General features: G+C 37.6%; 21 protein-coding genes. 14 read left to right on the top strand and 7 right to left on the bottom strand.

Annotation, left to right across the window (positions count from 1 at the left end; all coding sequences use genetic code 11):
* The first annotated feature begins 166 nt into the window (after nt 1-166).
* Entirely contained in the window at nt 167-502 is a 336-nt protein-coding gene (locus ACIQLB_RS04655; RefSeq protein WP_370045978.1) for a helix-turn-helix transcriptional regulator, read from the top strand.
* A 38-nt stretch (nt 503-540) separates the two neighbouring features.
* Here the strand turns inward: ACIQLB_RS04655 and ACIQLB_RS04650 are convergent, their stop codons facing one another.
* Complete coding sequence (locus ACIQLB_RS04650; protein ID WP_400721518.1) at nt 541-2,010, bottom strand: aminotransferase class I/II-fold pyridoxal phosphate-dependent enzyme; 1,470 nt, start codon at nt 2,008-2,010, stop codon at nt 541-543.
* Nucleotides 2,011-2,160: 150 nt separating this feature from the next.
* On the opposite strand from ACIQLB_RS04650, the gene ACIQLB_RS04645 reads away from it, so the two are divergent.
* A complete protein-coding gene (locus ACIQLB_RS04645) occupies nt 2,161-3,120 on the top strand; it encodes an NAD(P)H-dependent flavin oxidoreductase (RefSeq protein ID WP_400721515.1) in 960 nt (319 codons plus the stop codon).
* Between the two features lie 21 nt (nt 3,121-3,141).
* Nucleotides 3,142-3,429 (top strand): UPF0223 family protein, encoded by a 288-nt coding sequence (locus ACIQLB_RS04640; RefSeq protein WP_079559718.1) that lies wholly within the window; start codon nt 3,142-3,144, stop codon nt 3,427-3,429.
* 454 nt (nt 3,430-3,883) lie between these two features.
* Here ACIQLB_RS04640 and ACIQLB_RS04635 read toward each other — a convergent pair whose 3' ends face one another.
* Nucleotides 3,884-4,510 carry a YktB family protein gene (locus tag ACIQLB_RS04635; protein ID WP_400721512.1) on the bottom strand — a complete coding sequence of 209 codons (627 nt, stop codon included), beginning with the start codon at nt 4,508-4,510 and terminating at the stop codon, nt 3,884-3,886.
* Nucleotides 4,511-4,635: 125 nt separating this feature from the next.
* Here ACIQLB_RS04635 and ACIQLB_RS04630 point away from each other — a divergent pair, with 125 nt between their 5' ends.
* Together ACIQLB_RS04630 and ACIQLB_RS04625 are read left to right on the top strand one after the other, a co-directional pair.
* Nucleotides 4,636-4,833 carry a hypothetical protein gene (locus ACIQLB_RS04630; RefSeq protein ID WP_370045985.1) on the top strand — a complete coding sequence of 66 codons (198 nt, stop codon included), beginning with the start codon at nt 4,636-4,638 and terminating at the stop codon, nt 4,831-4,833.
* 238 nt (nt 4,834-5,071) lie between these two features.
* Nucleotides 5,072-5,866 (top strand): inositol monophosphatase family protein, encoded by a 795-nt coding sequence (locus ACIQLB_RS04625; protein ID WP_400721508.1) that lies wholly within the window; start codon nt 5,072-5,074, stop codon nt 5,864-5,866.
* A 43-nt stretch (nt 5,867-5,909) separates the two neighbouring features.
* Here the strand turns inward: ACIQLB_RS04625 and ACIQLB_RS04620 are convergent, their stop codons facing one another.
* Nucleotides 5,910-6,095, bottom strand: a complete 186-nt coding sequence (locus tag ACIQLB_RS04620) for a DUF5325 family protein (RefSeq protein WP_400721505.1) — start codon at nt 6,093-6,095, stop codon at nt 5,910-5,912.
* 139 nt (nt 6,096-6,234) lie between these two features.
* Between ACIQLB_RS04620 and typA the strand changes: the two genes are divergently transcribed.
* Together typA and ACIQLB_RS04610 are read left to right on the top strand one after the other, a co-directional pair.
* Nucleotides 6,235-8,079, top strand: coding sequence for a translational GTPase TypA (gene typA, locus ACIQLB_RS04615; protein ID WP_400721502.1), 1,845 nt, complete (start codon nt 6,235-6,237; stop codon nt 8,077-8,079).
* A gap of 33 nt (nt 8,080-8,112) precedes the next feature.
* Entirely contained in the window at nt 8,113-8,478 is a 366-nt protein-coding gene (locus tag ACIQLB_RS04610) for a YlaH-like family protein (protein WP_400721499.1), read from the top strand.
* 429 nt (nt 8,479-8,907) lie between these two features.
* On the opposite strand, the gene ACIQLB_RS04605 is transcribed toward ACIQLB_RS04610, so the two are convergent.
* A complete protein-coding gene (locus tag ACIQLB_RS04605) occupies nt 8,908-9,279 on the bottom strand; it encodes a hypothetical protein (RefSeq protein WP_400721496.1) in 372 nt (123 codons plus the stop codon).
* Between the two features lie 324 nt (nt 9,280-9,603).
* Here ACIQLB_RS04605 and ACIQLB_RS04600 point away from each other — a divergent pair, with 324 nt between their 5' ends.
* The 3 genes from ACIQLB_RS04600 to ACIQLB_RS04590 are packed head-to-tail and all read left to right on the top strand — an operon-like array spanning nt 9,604 to nt 12,152.
* On the top strand, nt 9,604-10,596 hold the full coding sequence (locus tag ACIQLB_RS04600; RefSeq protein ID WP_400721494.1) for an ABC transporter substrate-binding protein: 993 nt from the start codon (nt 9,604-9,606) through the stop codon (nt 10,594-10,596).
* Nucleotide 10,597: 1 nt separating this feature from the next.
* Nucleotides 10,598-11,365, top strand: a complete 768-nt coding sequence (locus ACIQLB_RS04595) for an ABC transporter ATP-binding protein (RefSeq protein ID WP_400721491.1) — start codon at nt 10,598-10,600, stop codon at nt 11,363-11,365.
* Nucleotides 11,358-12,152 carry an ABC transporter permease gene (locus tag ACIQLB_RS04590; RefSeq protein ID WP_400721488.1) on the top strand — a complete coding sequence of 265 codons (795 nt, stop codon included), beginning with the start codon at nt 11,358-11,360 and terminating at the stop codon, nt 12,150-12,152. The genes ACIQLB_RS04595 and ACIQLB_RS04590 overlap by 8 nt, the downstream gene beginning before the upstream one ends.
* Before the next feature lie 810 nt (nt 12,153-12,962).
* Here ACIQLB_RS04590 and ACIQLB_RS04585 read toward each other — a convergent pair.
* A complete protein-coding gene (locus ACIQLB_RS04585; RefSeq protein ID WP_400721485.1) occupies nt 12,963-13,166 on the bottom strand; it encodes a YlaI family protein in 204 nt (67 codons plus the stop codon).
* Nucleotides 13,167-13,177: 11 nt separating this feature from the next.
* Complete coding sequence (locus ACIQLB_RS04580; RefSeq protein ID WP_400721482.1) at nt 13,178-13,678, bottom strand: peptidyl-prolyl cis-trans isomerase; 501 nt, start codon at nt 13,676-13,678, stop codon at nt 13,178-13,180.
* Between the two features lie 182 nt (nt 13,679-13,860).
* Between ACIQLB_RS04580 and ACIQLB_RS04575 the strand changes: the two genes are divergently transcribed.
* The 3 genes from ACIQLB_RS04575 to pyc are packed head-to-tail and all read left to right on the top strand — an operon-like array spanning nt 13,861 to nt 18,834.
* Nucleotides 13,861-14,142 carry an Fpa/YlaN family protein gene (locus ACIQLB_RS04575; protein WP_053483432.1) on the top strand — a complete coding sequence of 94 codons (282 nt, stop codon included), beginning with the start codon at nt 13,861-13,863 and terminating at the stop codon, nt 14,140-14,142.
* A gap of 60 nt (nt 14,143-14,202) precedes the next feature.
* On the top strand, nt 14,203-15,387 hold the full coding sequence (locus ACIQLB_RS04570; RefSeq protein WP_400721478.1) for an FtsW/RodA/SpoVE family cell cycle protein: 1,185 nt from the start codon (nt 14,203-14,205) through the stop codon (nt 15,385-15,387).
* Between the two features lie 12 nt (nt 15,388-15,399).
* Nucleotides 15,400-18,834, top strand: coding sequence for a pyruvate carboxylase (pyc, locus tag ACIQLB_RS04565; protein WP_400721475.1), 3,435 nt, complete (start codon nt 15,400-15,402; stop codon nt 18,832-18,834).
* A gap of 282 nt (nt 18,835-19,116) precedes the next feature.
* Here the strand turns inward: pyc and ACIQLB_RS04560 are convergent, their stop codons facing one another.
* Nucleotides 19,117-20,040, bottom strand: coding sequence for a COX15/CtaA family protein (locus tag ACIQLB_RS04560; protein WP_400721472.1), 924 nt, complete (start codon nt 20,038-20,040; stop codon nt 19,117-19,119).
* A 336-nt stretch (nt 20,041-20,376) separates the two neighbouring features.
* On the opposite strand from ACIQLB_RS04560, the gene cyoE reads away from it, so the two are divergent.
* On the top strand, nt 20,377-21,294 hold the full coding sequence (cyoE, locus tag ACIQLB_RS04555; protein WP_400721469.1) for a heme o synthase: 918 nt from the start codon (nt 20,377-20,379) through the stop codon (nt 21,292-21,294).
* The last annotated feature ends 38 nt before the right edge of the window (nt 21,295-21,332 follow it).

Here is a 21,332-nt window from a genome sequence, read left to right as displayed (position 1 = left end):
AAATTCCTTTTAAATATTGTAAGTAAAGTATGCTCTAATATCGAATTTTTTGCTTCGTTTATGAAAGCGACTATGCGTTGCGAATTAGCAAATGATAACTTCTAGAATAAAGTGTAATAATCCATTATTATTTGATCAAAATCTGATAAGTTGGAGGTGAAGTTCAATGAATTTAGAAAACCGTTTAAAAGAATTAAGGGAACAACATAAATATACGCAGGATGATGTCGCGGGTTTTTTAAATATTTCAAGACAATCCGTTTCAAAATGGGAGTTAGGAAAGGGCTATCCTGATATTGATAATTTAAGAAGGTTAAGTGATTTATATAAAATTTCTTTAGATCAACTTATTACAGGTGAAGAAAAATATCATACACTAGAAGCCTCAGCCCCTGATTCAAATAAATCCGATCATAAAACTGTTGGGGATTTCTTGTGGAGGCATTGGTGGCTTATTTTTCCTATATTTGGTATGATCTCTGCTTGGTTTCATTACTATTAATCAACAAAAAGCTACCTCTCTTTGAGGTAGCTTTGCCATTAAATAATAGGTTTGCGTTCTTTTATGACACGAATTGTTTTTAATGTTGTATCTTCCGGTCCTTGAACAGGTAATCCAGCTTCAATATTCATTTGAATATAACGAATATTTTCTTGAGTAATTATTTCCCCGGGAATAAAAATCGGAATACCTGGGGGATATACCATAACGAATTCTGCACAAATACAATTATCCGCTTCTGCAAGAGGAACAACTTCAGTATCTGCATAAAATGCATCGCGTGGTGACATAGCGAGTGCAGGGATTTCTGGTACATTGACCATTGTTTCAGTAATAGCAGCTTCTGAATCGAATGCTTTTGACATACGACTAAGGGCATTGATGAGGAGATTAATTTCCTTTTTCGTATCACCTAATGTCACTAAACATAAAATATTGTATAGGTCCGATAATTCTACTTCAATATTTGCATTGTGACGAAGCCACTCTTCAGCTTGATGACCAGAGATGCCTAAATCTTTAACACTTATTAGTAGCTTTAAAGGGTCCATATCATAAGTTGCGGATGAATTTAATTTTTCTTTACCAGCACATTTTATATGTGGGATTTGGTTAATGCGTTTACGTGCATCTTTTGCCAAGCGAAGTGCATCACCAATTAAATCATAACCATGGATTGCTAGCTGACGTCGTGCTGTATCAAGAGAAGCAAGTAATGGATAAGATGTCGATGTCGTTGTTAGCATCGACAGGATAGCTTGTACACGTTTTGCAGAAACAAGTCCTTCACGAACATTTAAAATAGACGTTTGAGTCATAGAACCACCAAGCTTATGTACGCTTGTTGCAGCCATATCAGCCCCAGCTTCCATTGCGGAGTAAGGAAGATCATCATGAAACTTAATGTGTACACCATGTGCTTCATCAACAACTACCGGAATGTTGCGGCTATGAACTATCTCAGTAATACGCTTTAAATCCGCCGAGAAGCCGTAGTACGTTGGGTTAATGACAAGAACTGCCTTTGTATCTGGATAAGCATTTAAAGCTTTTTCAACAGCTTCAGGCGATATTCCATGTGAAATACCGTATTCACTATCTACTTCAGGATGAATAAAAATCGGGATTGCTCCAGCGAAAACAATCGCCGACATAATGGATTTATGAACATTCCGTGGTACTAGAATCTTATCACCTGGACCGACGACGGTCAGAATCATCGCCATGATGGCGCCACTAGTACCTTGAACGGAAAAGAATGTATGATCAGCACCAAAGGCTTTGGCAGCAAGTGCTTGCGCTTCTTTTATGGCGCCCTTCGGTGAATGTAAATCGTCTAGTGGAGCAATATTAATTAAATCAATTGATAAAACGTTGTCGCCGACGAATTCTCGGAACGCAGGGTCCATACCTTGACCTTTCTTATGGCCTGGAATATGGAACTGAATTGGATGTCTGTTCCGATGTTTAAGTAATACGTCGAACAATGGAGTCTCTAATTGTGACAACGCAGGTACCACCTCACTTTATAATATGTAAGAAAACAAATGAATTATAGCACCAAATTGCAAGAAAAAAAAGACTTTACAGAAAAAATAAAAATAAAAGGATTTTCCGATAATTTCGAGAAATTAGTATCGTAGGAAAGGGGAGATACTATGAATTGGAATACACGTGTGACAAATCTCTTAAATATTAAATACCCAATTATTCAAGGAGGGTTAGCCTATTTAGCGTATGCTGATTTAGCAGCAGCGGTGTCGAATGCTGGGGGGTTAGGGCAAATTACAGCAATGAGTTTACGAGATCCTGACTTATTGCGCGCTGAGATCCATAAAGTACGAACATTAACGGATAAACCGTTTGGCGTAAATTTTGCAATTGGTATGTATGGCACTGGTTATGAGGATATGGTCCGCGTTGCGGTGGAAGAAAAGGTACCAGTTGTTACAATGACTGGCGGGAATCCTGCACCTATTTTTGATATTTTGGAAGGAACGGATATTAAAAAATTAGTTCTTGTTGCTGCACGTAGACAAGCTCAAAAGGCGGAAGAACTAGGCGCAGATGCTGTTATGGTTGTTGGGCAAGAGGGCGGAGGTCATCTTGGACGCGATGATATAGGGACGATGGTGCTCGTGCCACAGGTTGTAGATAGTGTGAAAATACCTGTTATTGCTTCTGGTGGTATTGGTGATGGCCGTGGCTGGATGGCAGCTCATGCACTGGGAGCAGAGGGAATTGAAATGGGCACGCGTTTTATAGCGACAAAGGAATGTGTTGATGCCTCTGAGGCTTATAAAGAAGCATTAATCGCAAGCACCGAGGCAGATACGACTGTTATAAAACGCTCTATAGGTGCACCAGCAAGAGCGCTGCGCAGTGAATTTACAGAAAAGATTTTAGAAGTAGAGCGCACTACACCTACGTATGAAGCATTAAAAGATTATATTAGCGGGAAAGCAAATAAACGTTTTATTTATGATGGCGAGAAAGATGAAGGAATTGGCTGGGCTGGACAAGTTACAGGAATGATTCATGATATTCCAACAGTCGAGGAGCTTATTACTCGAATGGTTGCAGAAGCAGAAAGTATTCGGGTAAAATGGGCTGAGTAATATAAAGAGGTGGTTATGTCCATGGAATACTCTTATCCGTTTTCGACGGATTGGTCAACTGAGGAAATTGTTGATGTTGTCCAATTTTTTGAAGGAATTGAACAAGCTTATGAGAAAGGCATTAAGCGTGAAGTGATGATGGCGAAATATCGTCGTTTTAAAGAAATTGTTCCTTCACAGGCCGAGGAAAAAACAATTTTCCGTGAATTTGAAGAAGCAAGTGGCTATGTCAGTTATCCTGTTGTGAAACAAACAAAAGATGCAACGGATGGCACGATTATTAAAGTTGCCCCGAAGCAACGTCGATAAAAATTGACTGGGACAAAACTGGTCAAAACCTTAAACAGCGCGAGAAATCAATTTTAGAAACGTTGATTTCTTGCGCTTTTCTAATGTGGAATTTTTAAAATTTGCTTTTAAAAGAGGGTGATTTCCGTTTCAGGCTACTCATCATAGTTTATCGGAACAAAATCCCGTTTTATCGGAACAATTTCAGTTCTTGTTTTTATCTGATAGCTTTACACTATCTCTGTGTTAAAAATAAGCGTTTTTCATATACTACATATACAATATAAAACATTTTGAAAAGCAGAAAAAAATAATAATTTCCTCAAACTCTCATCCAAAAAAAGATTCTTCATACAAATTTTTATTCACTAGGGATAATAACGTAAATTTTCCACAATATATAAATACGAGGTTTTGTCATTGAAAATTATTTTAGTTATTATGCCACAAAGCTTGAAGTACAGTCCGTCAAACTTTATTTTCCAACAATGATGTTGTAAATAGGGAGTAAACGGCTAAAAGTGTCTTCAGTTAATTGCTGAAATTGACTAGCTGACAGCTTAACGGCTTGATCTTTTGGAATATGTCGCCCTACTAAAAACTCACCTTTTTTAACATCACGTAAACGAAGAAGTAATTCATCTAGCTTGTCTTCTTTAGCATCTTGCATGGAGATTGCTGCTGGAGACATATGATCCCCAGAGACAATGAAATCATCAGGAAGTTGCTGTAGCATTGCTCTGTTGGCGATTAAACGTTCTGCTATTTCACTTTTATGAGGAGCTTCATAAATAATAGCTAAGACGATGAATAAATGTGTGCTCCAAAGACCAATCTGAAAGTGAGGTAATGATTTATAACCTCTTTTGTAGGGAGCGAAGGCAACCCAGCTGTCATTCGGGGGATTTACTGTTCTACGTGCATGCTTTGCAACATGTGGAAAAAATTCTTCTCCAAGATGACTCGAAAAGAAGGAAGAGAAATCCTCCCCTAGAATTTGGAATTTCGGTCGTACACATTCATTTAAGGCATCCATTCTCTGTTCTAATCCGTCTATTTGAAAAACATTGAAGTCTTTATTCGTCCATTTTATTTTCGGCATTTTTTATTAACTCCTTTCGATTTATAAGGTTTATTTTATAACGAAAATGGGAAAAAATCTTATAACAAGAACTTTATCGAAGCTGATAAGTCACTGTGAAAAAATAAAAAAAGGAAGTGATTTTTATGAAACCAATCGTAAAAATTATACGTAAAGTCGACATTGAAAAGCAATATGAACACATTTTACAATTAGAATTAGATTATGAATTAGCCTCGCTCTTTTCGGCAATGAATGAAAAAAATGAGTTTGAAATTGAAAAAAGTAAAAAACGTCTGGCTGAAATTCAGCTTGAACTTGATAGCTTGCACGCCTATGCGTAGTCAAAATTTTATACCGATTTGAAAAATCACTTGCTGAATATTCCGACAGCAGGTGATTTTTATTGCTATAAAGGGTAAAATGGATAGTATATCATAATGGAAAGTACTATTTTCAAGGAAGTATTAGGTGCTACGTATTAACAAAATGTCATGAGAAATCAAGCCTTAAGTAGTGAGAAAGTTGAAAAGCATTGCTAAATGTATAAGGCCTTTTCTTATAATCGAAGGGTGGGTTTTTATGGATTTACAACAAATTGATCAATTTGCGAAAAGTATTATATTTGAAGCGGGGAGCCGTATTCGGGAGGCCTTTTCGTACAATCTAGTTATCGAGACAAAATCAAGTGCCAATGATCTTGTTACAAATATTGACCGTGAGACAGAATTATTTTTTATCGAAAAAATACGAAGTTTCGATCCAACCCACAAAATTTTAGGGGAAGAGGGAATGGGAGAGAAAGTAGAGTCGTTAGAAGGTGTTGTATGGATAATTGATCCGATCGATGGCACGATGAATTTTGTGAAACAACATCGTCATTTTATGATTTCTATCGGTATTTTTGTTAATGGGGTAGGCAAGCTAGGTTACATATTTGATGTCATGCGTGAAGATTTATTTTATGCGATTGCAGGCGAAGGGGCATGGTACAATGACTCACCATTACGTAGATTGCAGTCAGTCAAAATGGAGGAATCGGTCATTGGTATAAACGCACACTGGGTAGCACCAAATCGACATATTCACCATGAAAAAGTAATTGAACTGGTTAGGAAAGTACGTGGTACGAGGTCTTATGGTTCAGCCGCAATGGAAATAGCGTTTGTTGTCAGTGGTAAATTAGATGCTTATGTATCTATGCGATTATCGCCGTGGGATATTGCTGGAGGTACGATTATCGCTAAGGAAGTTGGTGCTATTACCACTAATTTACATGGAGAGGGCTTTGATTTCTTGCATCAGGATACGTTTATCATTGCCAATCCTTCTATACACAAAGAGTTATTAGAAAAATATATTGTGCCTTATGAATAATAAAAGGAGCCGTCTATTTTTTTAGACAGGCTCCTTTTTGCTATTAAAGTAGTCCTTGCTCACGCAGTTTACGTTTCATTTTAAAGGCTGTCATGAAAATGACACAAGTAGCCACAATGCCTGCTATTATACCTAATCCACTACCAACTGCAATAGATAATCCGATAGAACACATTGCTAAAACAGCCGCTAATGCGTAAACGGCCATTACGAATTTTGCACGATTCATAGCCGAGCCTCCTATATTAAAAATTTATAATGCAAATATATTTTTTTAGAATGATGTAAATTCTAATAAGGACATTTCTATCCTTCATGTGCTATAATATCACAGTTAAACATTCGAAAAAAGAATATGGAGTGGAATAATGACAAACTTACGTCAAGATCTTCGCAATATCGCAATAATCGCCCACGTTGACCATGGTAAAACTACTTTAGTCGACCAATTACTAAAACAATCAGGTACATTCCGTTCAAACGAACGTGTTGAAGAACGTGCAATGGACTCTAACGATATTGAACGCGAACGTGGTATTACGATTTTAGCTAAAAATACAGCAGTAAACTATGAAGGAACTCGTATCAACATCCTTGATACGCCTGGACACGCTGACTTCGGTGGTGAGGTAGAACGTATTTTAAAAATGGTAGATGGCGTTGTACTAGTTGTCGATGCGTATGAGGGTTGTATGCCACAAACACGTTTTGTGTTGAAAAAAGCATTAGAACAACGTTTAACACCAATCGTTGTTGTTAATAAAGTAGACAAAGATTCAGCTCGTCCACTAGAAGTAGTAGATGAAGTACTTGAATTATTCATTGAACTAGGTGCAGATGAAGATCAATTAGACTTCCCTGTTGTCTATGCTTCAGGTGTAAATGGTACAGCTTCTTTAGACGCTGATCCATCTAAGCAAGAAGCGGATATGAAATGTCTATTTAAGAAAATTATCGAAGCTATTCCAGCACCAATTGATAACTCAGAAGAGCCATTACAATTCCAAGTAGCTTTACTTGACTATAATGACTTCGTTGGACGTATCGGTATTGGTCGCGTATTCCGCGGAACAATTTCTGTAGGTCAACAAGTATCTCTTATGAAGTTAGACGGAACAGTGAAAAACTTCCGTGTAACGAAAATCTTTGGTTTCTTCGGCTTAAAACGTGAAGAAGTTGAGACAGCAAAAGCTGGTGACTTAATCGCCGTTTCAGGTATGGAAGACATCAACGTTGGTGAAACAGTTTGCCCTGTTGAGCACCCAGATGCGCTAACGCCATTACGTATTGATGAGCCAACTTTACAAATGACTTTCTTAGTAAACAATTCTCCATTCGCAGGTCGTGAAGGGAAATGGGTTACTTCTCGTAAAGTAGAAGAGCGTTTACGTGCTCAATTACAAACAGACGTATCTTTACGTGTTGAAGATACTGATTCTCCAGATGCTTGGACAGTTTCAGGTCGTGGGGAGCTTCACTTATCTATCCTTATCGAAAACATGCGTCGTGAAGGCTTCGAATTACAAGTGTCGAAACCACAAGTAATCGTGCGTGAAATGGACGGCGTGAAATGTGAACCTTTCGAACGCGTTCAAATAGATGTGCCTGAAGAAAATGTTGGTTCAATTATTGAATCAATTGGTACACGTAAAGGTGAAATGCTTGATATGGTGAACAACGGTAGTGGTCAAGTTCGTTTAACGTTCTTAGTACCAGCTCGTGGATTAATCGGTTATACAACTGAATTCATGTCGATGACAAAAGGTTTCGGTATTATCAACCATACGTTCGATTGCTATCAACCATTATTACCAGGAAAAATTGGTGGCCGTCACCAAGGTGTACTAGTTTCAATGGAAACTGGTAAATCAACAACTTATGGTATGATGCAAATTGAAGACCGTGGTACACTGTTCTTGGAGCCAGGTACAGATATTTACGAAGGTATGATCGTTGGAGAAAATACTCGTGACGCTGATATCACTGTAAACATCACAAAAATGAAACAAAAAACAAACATCCGTTCAGCAAACAAAGACCAAACGAATGTTATTAAAAAGCCACGTATTCTATCACTAGAAGAAGCGCTTGAATACTTAGGTGATGACGAGTACTTAGAAATCACACCAGAATCTATTCGCCTTCGTAAACAAATTCTAGATAAAAACGAACGTGAGAAAGCAGCGAAAAAATTACGTAACGCAGAACAATAATTTTCCGCTGACATGGAAAGGAAGAGGATATTGATGTTGAATTGGTTGTTATTCAACTCCGTTCAAGCATCTGAAATGAGAGAAGGAACTGAGGCTGAAGTATTAGAGGATTTAACAGGTATTAGCCGTCTTATTTATGAATACTCACCAAATTATACTGTAGCAGGGTATATCGTTTTCTTCTCCGTATTCATTTTGTGCGCAATTGTTTATCAACTAGGCTTTGCACGAAAATTAAACTTTAGGCAAAACATTGTTATCTACATTTGTTTGTTCATAGGATGTATTGTTTTGACATTCTTTGCTCTTTCATTACCGATGATGGAAGGATTAATTGTTGCAGCATTATTTTTAGGCATTTATAAAGTGCGGTTATCTAGAGAAAATAAAAATGCATAAAAGGTAATTTATAAGTAAACCAGTCAGGTGATAATAAAACTATCATCTAACTGGTTTATTCTTATAATAATCAAAATTATTATAGCTTCTTTGATATAGTATTTTGAATATTTTTTTATTTTTAAAAATTAAAAGTTCTCATAAATAAAAATAACTTAAAGTGTTTAATCATTCGATAAAAAAATTTCTCTATTTTATAGATTGGAGAAAAGTGAATCGGGGCATCATCCAAAAGACAGTGACGATAAAAATACGTTCTGGTTTGACTTTAAAGGCTATATTGATTCAAATAAAAAAACAACTAAAAACCCCGAAAATGTTAATTTTTTCTAACATTACGGGGTTTTCTTGGTTTGTATTGGACGCCATATAAAATGTTAAATAAATAGATGTAATAGATAATAAATATTTAATGGCGGCTAACGAGCGTTAATTTAAAGAAATATTACCAGTTGCACTACATTTATTTGTATCACCAGAACAATACAAAGCTAACTTATGCTTAGTATTAGTATTTGTCGTAACAAATTTCCCAAGAGCTGCACCAGGACGAACAATTAAAGTGTCTGATTCTGGTTTATTATTTGCATCTAGTATTGTCCAATAAATATCTACTGAACCAGTATTTTTAATTAGAACATAAACCTTTGATGATGCATTAATTAAACTTGAGTAGTCATAAGTATTAGAAGAGCCTACAAAAACAGCCTCCGATGTAGATGCAGAAGCATCATCTGCACTATAAGTATAAATAGACAAGATAAATATTAATGGCATGATAAATTTAAGTAATTTTTTCATTTTAATCTCCCTTTTGAGTTATTTTATACATATCGTTATTATGGTAAATATTATCCATTACATACTTAAATTAACATATATCACTATATTATTCAACTAAATTATATGTGAAATCGTTTTTGATTTTACAGTGCTTTATTAAAATAAACAGGTGTTACTTTCGGATTCTAATACTATCATATTTGTAACTTTTCTAAGGTTTCCGAAAGTGACGTTTAAGTATTTATTTTAGTAGTAATTTAACATAATTCTTCGCACCTTAAATGTCATAAGTGAATAAGTTAATATCGATAGGCTTATTTCATCAATCAAGGAGGAAATGGAATGCGTTGGCTTAAAAAAGGTTTATTATTTAGTGTTATTGCTTTATTATTCCTTTCTTTGACGGCGTGCAATAAAACAGAACTTGAAAAAGTCAAAGTTGGGGAAGTAACGCGCTCGATTTTCTATGCGCCGCAGTATGTAGCACTTGAAAAAGGATACTTCAAGGATGAAGGGCTTTCCGTTGAGCTACAGACAATTGCAGGTGGCGATAAGACAATGACGGCGTTACTTTCTGATGGCATTGATATCGCCTTAGTTGGATCGGAAACTTCTATTTATGTAACGCTTCAAGGCGCCAATGACCCGATTCAAAATTTTGCGCAGTTAACACAAACAGATGGCACATTTTTAGTGGCGCGTAAAAAGATGGATGATTTTTCATGGGATCAGTTAAAAGGCTCTACATTTTTAGGGCAACGTAAAGGTGGAATGCCACAAATGGCGGGTGAGTTTGTCCTGAAAAAACATGGCATTGACCCTGCGAATGATTTAAAACTCATTCAAAACATTGATTTTGCTAATATTTCCACAGCCTTTGCTTCTGGAACAGGGGACTATGTACAGCTATTTGAACCAACAGCGAGCATGCTTGAGAAAGAAGGTAAGGGCTATATTGTCGCTTCGTTTGGTACTGAATCGGGGCAATTACCATATACATCGTTTATGGCGAAGAGCAGTTATTTAAAGGACAAAGCGAAGACCGTTCAAGGCTTTACAAATGCATTGAAACGAGCACAGGATTTTGTACAAAAAGCGAGTCCGGCCGAAATTGCGAAAATTATTCAGCCATACTTTGAAAATGTAGATGTTGGATTAATTGAAACGGTGGTAGAGCATTATAAATCACAGGGTTCCTATGCTACAGATCCTATTTTGGATAAGGGGGAATGGGATAACTTGCAAAAGATAATGGAGGAAGCAGGTGAACTTCCTCAACGGGTGGATTATGAAAAGCTTGTGAATACAACCTTTGCTAAAAAGGCAGCTGAGTAATATGGAATTTTTAAAAGTAGCAAATATTCACCATAGCTATTTTTCGAATACGCAGGCAAAGGAAGTTTTACGTGATATCAGTTTAGATATTCGTGAAGGTGAGTTTGTTTCTTTTATAGGACCGAGCGGATGTGGGAAAACGACGTTATTATCAATTATTGCGGGCTTATTTTCGTCTACAGAAGGCAAGATATACATTGATGGTGAGGAAATTTCAACACACAATCAGTCTCTCATAGGCTACATGCTTCAGCAAGATTATTTATTTCCATGGAAAACTATCGAAGAAAATGTCACTATAGGTCTGAAAATCATGGAGCGAAGCACTAAAACTCATAAAGTAACTGCAAATGCACTTTTGCGAGAAATTGGTTTACCGCATGTAGGGAATAACTATCCGAGAGAGTTATCAGGTGGCATGCGTCAACGGGTTGCACTTGCAAGAACTTTAGCGGTGGATCCTAAAATTTTATTGCTAGATGAACCATTTTCGGCACTTGATTATCAGTCAAAATTAAAACTGGAGGACTTGGTTGTTGAAACGTTAAAGGCCTATCAAAAAACGGCAGTTCTCGTGACACATGATATTGGTGAAGCTATTGCGATGAGTGAGCGGGTATTTCTATTCTCTGCAAATCCAGGTACATTGCATAGAGTGTTTGAAATACCTTCAGAGTTACAAGAGCTTTCACCTTTTGATGTTCGACAGCATCCAGCATATTCAGATATATTCCAAATTATTTGGAAGGAGCTGGAGAGTCTTGGATAATATATTATTTAAACAGTATCAGCAAAAGCTAAAAAAAGAAAAGCGCTATGTTCGATTATATCAGCTGATCATCTTACTCGTATTTTTTTGTGGGTGGGAGCTTCTTTCAAGATTTGGATGGATTGATCGTTTAATTTTTAGTTCACCAACGCAGGTATGGCACACATTAGTAGAAAAAGTGAGCGATGGTACGTTAACACTGCACGTTGGTGTTACTTTAATGGAAACAATCATTGGCTTTATTGCGGGAACACTAATAGGTACATTAATAGCAATAGTATTATGGTGGTCACCGATGGTATCAAAAGTACTTGATCCATATTTAGTTATCTTAAACGCCATGCCGAAAGTTGCTTTAGGACCCATTTTAATAGTCGCACTTGGTCCTGGTTATTTTTCTATTGTAGCAATGGGTGCATTGATTTCAATAATTATTACAACCATCGTAGTTTATACAGCTTTTAAAGGGGTGGATCCAAACTACAGCAAAGTATTACAAACTTTTGGGGCAACCAGATGGCAAATATTTAAAGAAGTTATTTTACCCGCTTCATTTCCAACGATTATTTCTACTTTGAAAGTAAATGTAGGACTTTCTTGGGTAGGTGTCATAGTTGGTGAATTTTTAGTTGCTTCAAAAGGGCTTGGTTATTTAATTATTTATGGCTTCCAAGTGTTTAATTTTAATCTTGTGCTTATGTCACTTCTCATCATCGCCTTTTTTGCGACGATTATGTATCAGGTTGTCGAGTTGATTGAGAAGGTAGTTGTAAAAAATAATGGTTAAACGGTTAAAGAGACTGGGACATAAGTATATTTTTAAAGCAAAATTAAAAAATTTCACATCAAAAAGCGCGAAAAATCAACGTTTTTAAAATTGATTTCTCGCGTTTTTTAAGGTTTTGAGAAGTTTTGTCCCAGTCTCTTCATAATGTTGAAAAACAAAATGATCCAGGGCATTTTTATGAATGTTGTGACTCTTGAGGGTGGTTTCCGTTCTGGGCTACTTGCTTTTACTGCAGTAAGCTTTGCTATGCGATGAAAGCGAAACGACAGGAGCACTCGAATAGCCTTCCACTCCAATCAGCGGTAGAGTAGAGCTTTTATAAATTTTATTCATTTCAAAAGTGATCACTTATGGCTACTCACCATAATCGAACAGAAAAGATTTATAACAGTGACGCTATTGTACACCTGTTGTTGCTGCCGCTACGTTAACACTTCGCTTTCGTACAGAAAACATTTGCCGCTGACACTTGTTTTCTGTGCGAAAGCGAAGCGGCAGCAACAAAGAGCCCAGCCGAAACGGAAATCAACCCCTCGCTTTGCCGAAGAGTATATTATATTTAACTTCTTTCAGCGGGTGTCCAAACACCCGCTGAAATAGAGGAACTCAGTCTAAGAACGCCACGTCCTGTGGCATTACCGAAATGACCGACATCGTGTCGGCCCTCATGCAGGCCTAAGCACAAAGCCGATTCCGGACGCAATTATGCCGAGGCATAATTGATTAGGACACCTTAATTTCATTGACACAATAGTTTTCAACAACATAAAGGAGGTGTCTCAAATAATGAGACACCTCCTTCAGTTGCTGTTAAAATTCTTTGTCCATGTGTGGTGAAGTACGATAAAAGCGGAAATTTCCTGTTTCAATGCGTGCAACGGTATTTTCTTCAATACGATCATGGCATGTACCACACATATACGTATGAATTGGTCGATTGCGTAATTTTTTCGCTAACGGTAAATTATCATCTATATTGTTAATTGTATCGCAAATAACGCATTTTACGCGCATTGCATTCCCTCCTACTCAGCACGAATAGCTAATACATTTTTGATAGGGTTGTCTACATTTGAACCGTCTCTAAATAGCACATGAACAGGACCATCTTCTAGTAATGGCTTGCCATCTTGGCTATACTTTAAAATTAATGTATGAGCTTCTTCGATTGTAAATGGATATTCTTTGCCATCTTCACATTCAATGACGATTGTTGTTACTTCAGGTTTAATTTCAGCATTTTTCAAGAAGGGACTTAATTCGATCCCGAAAGTACCTGTTTCCATCCCTTTGCGGTCAAATTTTCGTTCTGATTTCAATGTTGGTGGGAAAGTAGCTCCTTCCATAATCTCACGTGACCAGTGAGCACCTACTTCACGCATATATTTAATATCCGAATCTTCCTCAACTTCTTTTGTGTCGAAGTATGTTTTTAAATCTAATTTACGATCATCGAAAATCCAAACAGTGGGATCTAATGTTAGTTGGAATGTAACTGCGCCCTTGATAGGAATTATTGTTTCCATAATAGAAATCCTCCTCAAATCTTGTATATCCATGAAATAGTATAACGCTAATGACTAGAGATAATAAAGAAATATAATTCGATTTCTCTATTTTCCAATGTAGACACTTGCATTTTTAACGACTAAAAGATAAACTTTATTAAGATAGAATCGAAGAAATATCAGATAATGGGGGCGTCCTCATGGATACTAAATCACAAACTTCTTTTCAAGAGAAGGCTTTGGAGCTTTTAGTTGCTGATGCAGACAAAATTGCTCGCCTCATTCGAGTACAAATGGATCATTTAACAATGCCACAATGCCCTTTATATGAAGAAGTATTAGATACACAAATGTTCGGCCTTTCACGTGAAATTGACTTTGCTGTGAAGCTTGGACTCATTGATCGCGAAAAAGGCAAAGAAATTCTCGATTCACTCGAGAAAGAACTTTCTGTACTACATGACGCGTATACAGACAAATAAAAAGAAAAAACTCAAACGCAATTTGCGATTTGAGTTTTTTTTCTAGAATGAGGTTTTCCGATGAAACAATACTTAAAACGTTATGCACAAAATTTTGATTACCCATTATTTTTTACTTTCCTATTATTAAGCTTATTTGGCTTAGTAATGATTTATAGTTCAAGTATAATGGTAGCGATCGTAATAAAAAAACAAGACCCAGATTACTTTTATCACAAGCAAGTAATCAATTTAACTGTAGCTTTTCTTGGATTTTTAGCAGCGGCATTTTTTCCGTATAAGCATTATGCGAATAAAAAAGTTATGTTGATACTTACCGCTGTATTAGTTGTACTATTTACTTGGGTAAAAATTGCAGGTAATGGTGATGAAATAGGAATAGGGTCTAAAAGTTGGATTCACGTCCCTGGTTTTGGGAACTTTCAGCCTTCTGAATATGCGAAGCTATTTATAATTTTATATTTTGCTGCTGCTTTTTATCGGAAAGGACAAAAATATACACTTGAAAAGCTACAACCAAAAGAAATATTTTATCCAATATTCCTCTGGATTCTAGTTGTTGCTGGTGTAGCCTTTGAAACCGATTTGGGAGCAAGTATTATTCTCTGTGGAATTGCTGTCTCTGTTGTAGCAGCAAGTGGCATTCCGTTTAAAACATTTTGGAAGTTTTTCGGAGTATTAGGGGCTTTTGGCGGAGTCATCTTTGGTATACTAATGTTGTTTAAAGGAAATATGGTAACTCCAAACCGTTTAGGACGTCTTCAATCATTCATAAACCCGTTTAATTATGAAAATGGTAGTGGTCACCAAGTTGTCAATAGTTATTATGCCATTGGCGGAGGCGGTCTAGAGGGAAGAGGTCTCGGTCAATCGATTCAAAAATTGGGGTATTTGCCTGAACCACAAACCGATTTTATCATGGCGATTATTATGGAGGAACTAGGAATTTGGGGAGTTCTTATCGTTTTAGGTGGTTTAGGATTTATTGTATATAAAGGATTTTCGATTGCGTTGCGCACGAAAGATCCACTAGCACGTATGATTACGGCTGGTATTGCGAGCTGGATTGGCTGGCAAACGTTTATCAATCTTGGGGGTTTAACTGGGTTAATCCCGTTAACCGGTGTAACGCTACCTTTTATTAGCTATGGCGGGACATCTATAATTATTCTATCTTTAGCGATGGGAATATTGATCAATGTTTCTATGTTTGAAAAGATAGAAAGGAGAAAGACACAATCATAAAGGGGGATATCAATGGAATCAATCAACAAAATTCTCGTAGCCAATCGAGGAGAAATTGCAATTCGTATTTTCCGTGCATGTACGGAGTTGAATATCCAAACTGTTGCTATTTATTCACGGGAGGACAGTGGGGCGTTCCATCGTTTTAAAGCAGATGAGGCCTATTTAGTGGGAGCAGGCAAGAAACCAATTGATGCTTATTTAGATATTGAGGGCATTATATCGATCGCCAAAGATGCTAATGTTGATGCGATTCACCCAGGTTATGGCTTTTTATCAGAAAACGTAGAATTTGCACGTCGATGTGAAGAAGAGGGGATTGTCTTCATTGGGCCAACTTCAAAGCACTTAGATATGTTTGGAGATAAGGTGAAGGCGCGAGAACAAGCGATTGCTGCAGGTATTCCTGTTATTCCTGGTACAGATGGTCCAGTAGCTAATTTAGCAGAGGTAGAGGCTTTTGCTAGCTCATATGACTATCCAATTATGATTAAGGCAGCACTAGGCGGCGGTGGTCGTGGAATGCGCCTTGTTCATACAGAAGAGGAACTAGCTTCCTCCTATGAACGTGCAAAATCAGAGGCGAAGGCAGCATTTGGCTCTGACGAGGTGTATGTAGAAAAGGCTATTATTAAGCCGAAGCATATTGAAGTCCAAATTATTGGCGACCAACAGGGCAATATCATTCATTTATACGAACGTGATTGCTCAATTCAACGTCGTCATCAAAAGGTTGTTGAAATCGCACCATCTAACTCAATTTCGGAAGATTTAAGAAATCGAATTTGCGATGCTGCGGTTCAATTAATGAAAAATGTCTCGTACATAAATGCAGGGACAGTAGAATTTTTAGTAGCTGGCGATGATTTTTATTTCATTGAAGTCAACCCTCGTATTCAAGTAGAGCATACGATTACTGAAATGATTACGGGTGTTGATATTGTGCACGCCCAAATTAAAGTGGCAGCAGGCTACGGTCTTCACAGTGAGGAAATACACATTCCACAACAGGCGGATATTCCATTGATCGGCTATGCGATTCAAGCACGTGTCACAACGGAAGACCCAGCGAATGACTTTATGCCAGATACAGGGAAGCTTATGGTGTACCGTTCAAGCGGAGGCTTTGGCGTTCGTTTAGATGCAGGTAATGGCTTCCAAGGGGCTGTAGTAACACCGTACTATGATTCATTACTGGTGAAAATTTCAACAACAGGAATGACATTTAAAGAAGCCGCAGCAAAAATGGATCGAAATTTAAAAGAGTTCCGTATTCGTGGGGTGAAAACGAATATTCCATTCTTAAATAATGTCGTAACACACGAGAAATTTTTAACGGGTGCATTTGATACAAGCTTTATCGATACAACACCTGAACTATTTATTTTCCCTGTGCGCCAGGACCGTGGGACAAAGCTTTTAAGTTATATTGGCAATGTGACGCTAAATGGCTTCCCAGGAGTAGAGCAGAAGGCGAAACCAATTTTTGTACAGCCGAGCATCCCAAAAGTCGATAAATTAATCATTCCTCCAGCAGGGACAAAGCAAATTTTAGATGCCCAAGGAGCAGACGGGCTTGTGAAATGGATTCAAGAGCAAGAGGATGTGCTATTAACGGATACAACTTTCCGAGATGCGCACCAATCACTTCTTGCGACACGTGTTCGTTCACAGGATATGTTCGAAATTGCTGACGCAACAGCGCGCATGATGCATGATTTCTTCTCACTCGAAATGTGGGGAGGCGCGACGTTTGATGTGGCGTATCGTTTCTTAAAGGAAGACCCATGGGAGCGCCTTGCCAAGTTGCGTGAACAAGTACCGAATGTGCTATTCCAAATGTTATTACGTGGTGCGAATGCAGTTGGGTACACAAACTACCCAGACAATTTAATTCGTGAGTTTATCGCTGAATCAGCGGCATCAGGCATTGATGTATTCCGTATTTTCGATAGCTTGAACTGGATAAAAGGAATGGAAGTAGCCATTGATGCTGCACGTCAATCTGGTAAAATTGCTGAAGCTGCAATCTGTTACACAGGAGATATTTTTGATGAAACAAGAGCAAAATATTCAGTTCAATACTACAAGGAAATGGCAAAGGAGCTAGAAGCAGCAGGTGCCCATATTTTAGCGATAAAAGATATGGCTGGATTATTGAAACCAGAAGCAGCATATCGTTTAATTTCCGAGTTGAAAGAGACGACAAGTCTACCGATCCATCTGCATACGCATGATACAAGTGGCAATGGTATTTATTTATATGCCAAGGCGATCGAGGCAGGGGTGGATATCATTGATACGGCGCTCGGTTCGATGGCAGGCTTAACGTCACAGCCAAGTGCAAACTCCCTGTACTATGCAATGAAGGGCAGTAAGCGTGAGGTTCGTGCCGATATCGATGCGCTTGAAAAGTTATCGTACTACTGGGAAGATGTACGTAAGTATTATAAGGATTTTGAAAGCGGCATGATTAGCCCACATTCTGAAATTTATGTCCACGAGATGCCAGGTGGCCAATATAGTAACTTGCAGCAGCAAGCCAAAGCTGTGGGTCTTGGGGACAGATGGGAAGAAGTAAAGCACATGTATTCCCGCGTAAACCTTCTATTTGGCGATATTGTCAAAGTAACCCCTTCATCGAAAGTCGTCGGTGATATGGCGTTATTTATGGTGCAAAATGATTTAGATGAAAATTCTGTACTGACAAGAGGGAAAACTATCGACTTCCCAGATTCTGTGATTGAGTTCTTCCAAGGCTATTTAGGACAACCGCATGGTGGCTTCCCAGAGGCACTTCAAAAGGTAGTGTTAAAGGATCGTGAAGCAATTACGGTACGTCCTGGCGAGCTACTGGAGCCTGTGAATTTTGAGCAACTAGAGGCGATACTAGAGGAAAAATTAAATCGTCCCGTGACGAAGCAGGATGTGCTAGCGTTTGCTTTGTATCCGAAAGTGTTTGAAGAGTATGCAAAAACAGTGAACTCCTTCGGTAATATTTCGGTATTAGATACGCCAACATTCCTTTACGGGTTAAAACTAGGCGAAGAAATCGAAGTCGAGATTGAAAAAGGAAAAACACTGATTGTTAAACTTGTTTCCATTGGCGAACCACAGCATGATGGTACACGTGTTATTTACTTTGAGCTAAACGGTCAATCCCGTGAACTAGTCATTCAAGATATGACTGTTGAAGTAGATGGCAGCCTTGCATTAAAAGCAGATCCAAGCAACCCAAATCAAATAGGAGCAACGATGCCAGGTACGGTCTTAAAGGTAGTCGTATCGAAAGGAAGCCCTGTAAAACGTGGGGATCACTTATTAATTACCGAAGCGATGAAAATGGAGACGACCGTTCAAGCGCCAAAAGACGGCATCGTGAAAGAAGTATACGCTAGTGCGGGTGACGCCATTTCAACAGGTGATTTGTTAATTGAAATTGAATAATCGATAAAAAAGAAGGTTATTAGATGGCTTTTATAGCATACTAATAACCTTTTTTATTTTGCTATAGTGGCTCTTTACTATAATGTCGGGTTGATTTCCGTTCCTACTGATTCACATGACATACGTTTTAACAAATGCCATTCCAAACTTTTGATGATGTGCCTATCAATTTACTATTTTTTCAATAATAAACTTGTAAATTATTTTACATTTTATTGAGGCAGAAGCGTTTGGAAATAAAAAGATTCGCCATCGAAAAATAAGGCGAATCTTTTTCTACTATTATTTGTTTTTTTCATTATAATTGCTACGTGCAACTAGCATCACCATATAGCAAAGTAGACCAAATAGAATTGAAATAAATAATGAATGAAGTAATGCGACTGTTAAATTCAATTTAGTTAGGACTACTAACATACCAGCTATTACTTGTAAAATTACTATCGTAAAGGCAATAATCCAGCCAAAGTAAATAACACGTTGATGTTTATATTCTTTTACAGCGTGCCAAGTTATGTATGCAATCCAAATGAAAAAGATAAGAACCGCTAGACGATGCCCCATTTGCACCCATTCATACATATTATTAAAAGCTGCGAATGGTGTTTCGTTATAGCAAAATGGCCAGTCAGGACATATTAAGCTAGAGTCTGTATGGCGAACAAGCGCCCCTGTATAAACGACTAAATAAGAATAAATTGTGACAGCAATCGTATGCCAACGTAATTTTTTTCCAATAAAAACGTTGTCGGCATCAAATTTCCGATCGACTTCAAATACAATCATAGAAAGAAGGAGAACAGCAGCAAAGGAAATAAGAGAAATCCCAAAGTGGAGCGCTAGTATGAAATCACCTTGTCCCCACAACACTTGAGCCGCTCCAATAAGAGCTTGTGCGATTAAGAAAAACATCGCTAAGAAACCTAATAATTTTACTTCGCGAATATGACCGAGTTTACGCCATGTCCAAACTGTTAACGCAAGAATTGAAAGAGATACGACCCCAGTTACAAGACGATGTGAAAATTCAATTAAGACTGCTGGTGTAATTTCTTTTGGAATAAGAGAACCATTGCAATCAGGCCAGTTTCGACCACAGCCTAAGCCACTATCTGTTTTGGTAACAAGTGCTCCACCTAGTAAAATAAGGAGCATTCCAACTGTAGCGGCAACAGCAAACCATTTCATATACCTGTTGTGTTGCATAAAATGAGTCACCTACTTTATCTATGAACATTACATGAAAGTAATGTTTCTGCTACTAGATGATATCGAAAATACAGGTAAAAAACAACTTGTAAAGAGTAGGGAGTATTAGATGTCGATTCCATTTCACAAATTGTTCATAATTTCGTACTCTAACCTTCACAATTCATTTTAGAAAATGTTTTACTATAGATATGTTGTTTTTAATTATTTTTCTAGACAAAGCTAATTTTTACAACTTCATCTAAATTTCACTTAATGTCTAGAAATCAATCGCAAATTTCGCTATAGTAATTGGTAGCGGAATATGCTTACAAAAATGAAAGGAGAGGTATTATGTCAAACGGTCGTGCACTGACGGTTACTAGAAATGGTGGACCAGCATCAACATCTGTTGTAAAAGATTTCTTAGCACTAATAAAAATCGGAATCGTCAACTCGAATCTTGTCACAACGTTTACAGGGATGTGGCTGGCATTTCAATTTACTAGTAGACACTTCTTGCAAGAGCTAGATGTCATATTGTTCACCATGCTGGGTGCGGCATTAATTATAGGTGGCTCGGGCGCAATGAATAACTTTATTGATCAGGATATTGATCCAATCATGAAAAGAACGAAGAGTAGACCGACAGTAACGGGTAGATTTAAGCCGAATTTTGTATTGACCATTGCCCTCTCATTTTTAATTGTAGGTGAAATTTTGTTATTTGCGGCATCGTTTGCGGCCGGCATGTGGGGACTAGTAGGAATATTTGCTTATGTCGTTCTATACTCAATGTGGTCAAAGAGGAAGCATGTTAGTAACACGGTTGTAGGAAGTATTTCAGGGGCGATTCCACCAGTTATTGGGTTTGCAGCTGTTGAACCTGCATTAGGTCCTGGAGCACTTGCCTTATTCCTTATCATGTTTGCATGGCAACCACCGCATTTTTATGCACTTGCTATGAAACGTACTGAGGAATATCGTGCAGCTAATATACCAATGCTACCTGTAGTAAAAGGATTTAAACGTACAAAGTACTCAATGTTATTCTGGATTCTTTTATTATTACCATTACCATTCCTTTTACCAGAGCTTGGGGTTGGCTTCTTACTCCTTGCCACTGCATTGAACTTGGGCTGGTTGATTCTAGCTTTTAAAGGCTTTACCACAAAAGATGATATGAAATGGGCAAATAAAATGTTTATCTATTCGTTGAATCATATGACCATACTATTTGTATCCATCATAATTTTTGCGTTGTTTAGCTAAATTTAGGAATTCTTTCTTTGCCTAAAGAATTCATATAG

Source organism: Lysinibacillus sp. NPDC092081, assembly GCF_044755845.1.
GTDB lineage: Bacteria > Bacillota > Bacilli > Bacillales_A > Planococcaceae > Lysinibacillus.
The sequence above is the reverse complement of the archived record's forward strand: the minus strand, read 5'-3'. Positions and strand labels throughout refer to the sequence as shown.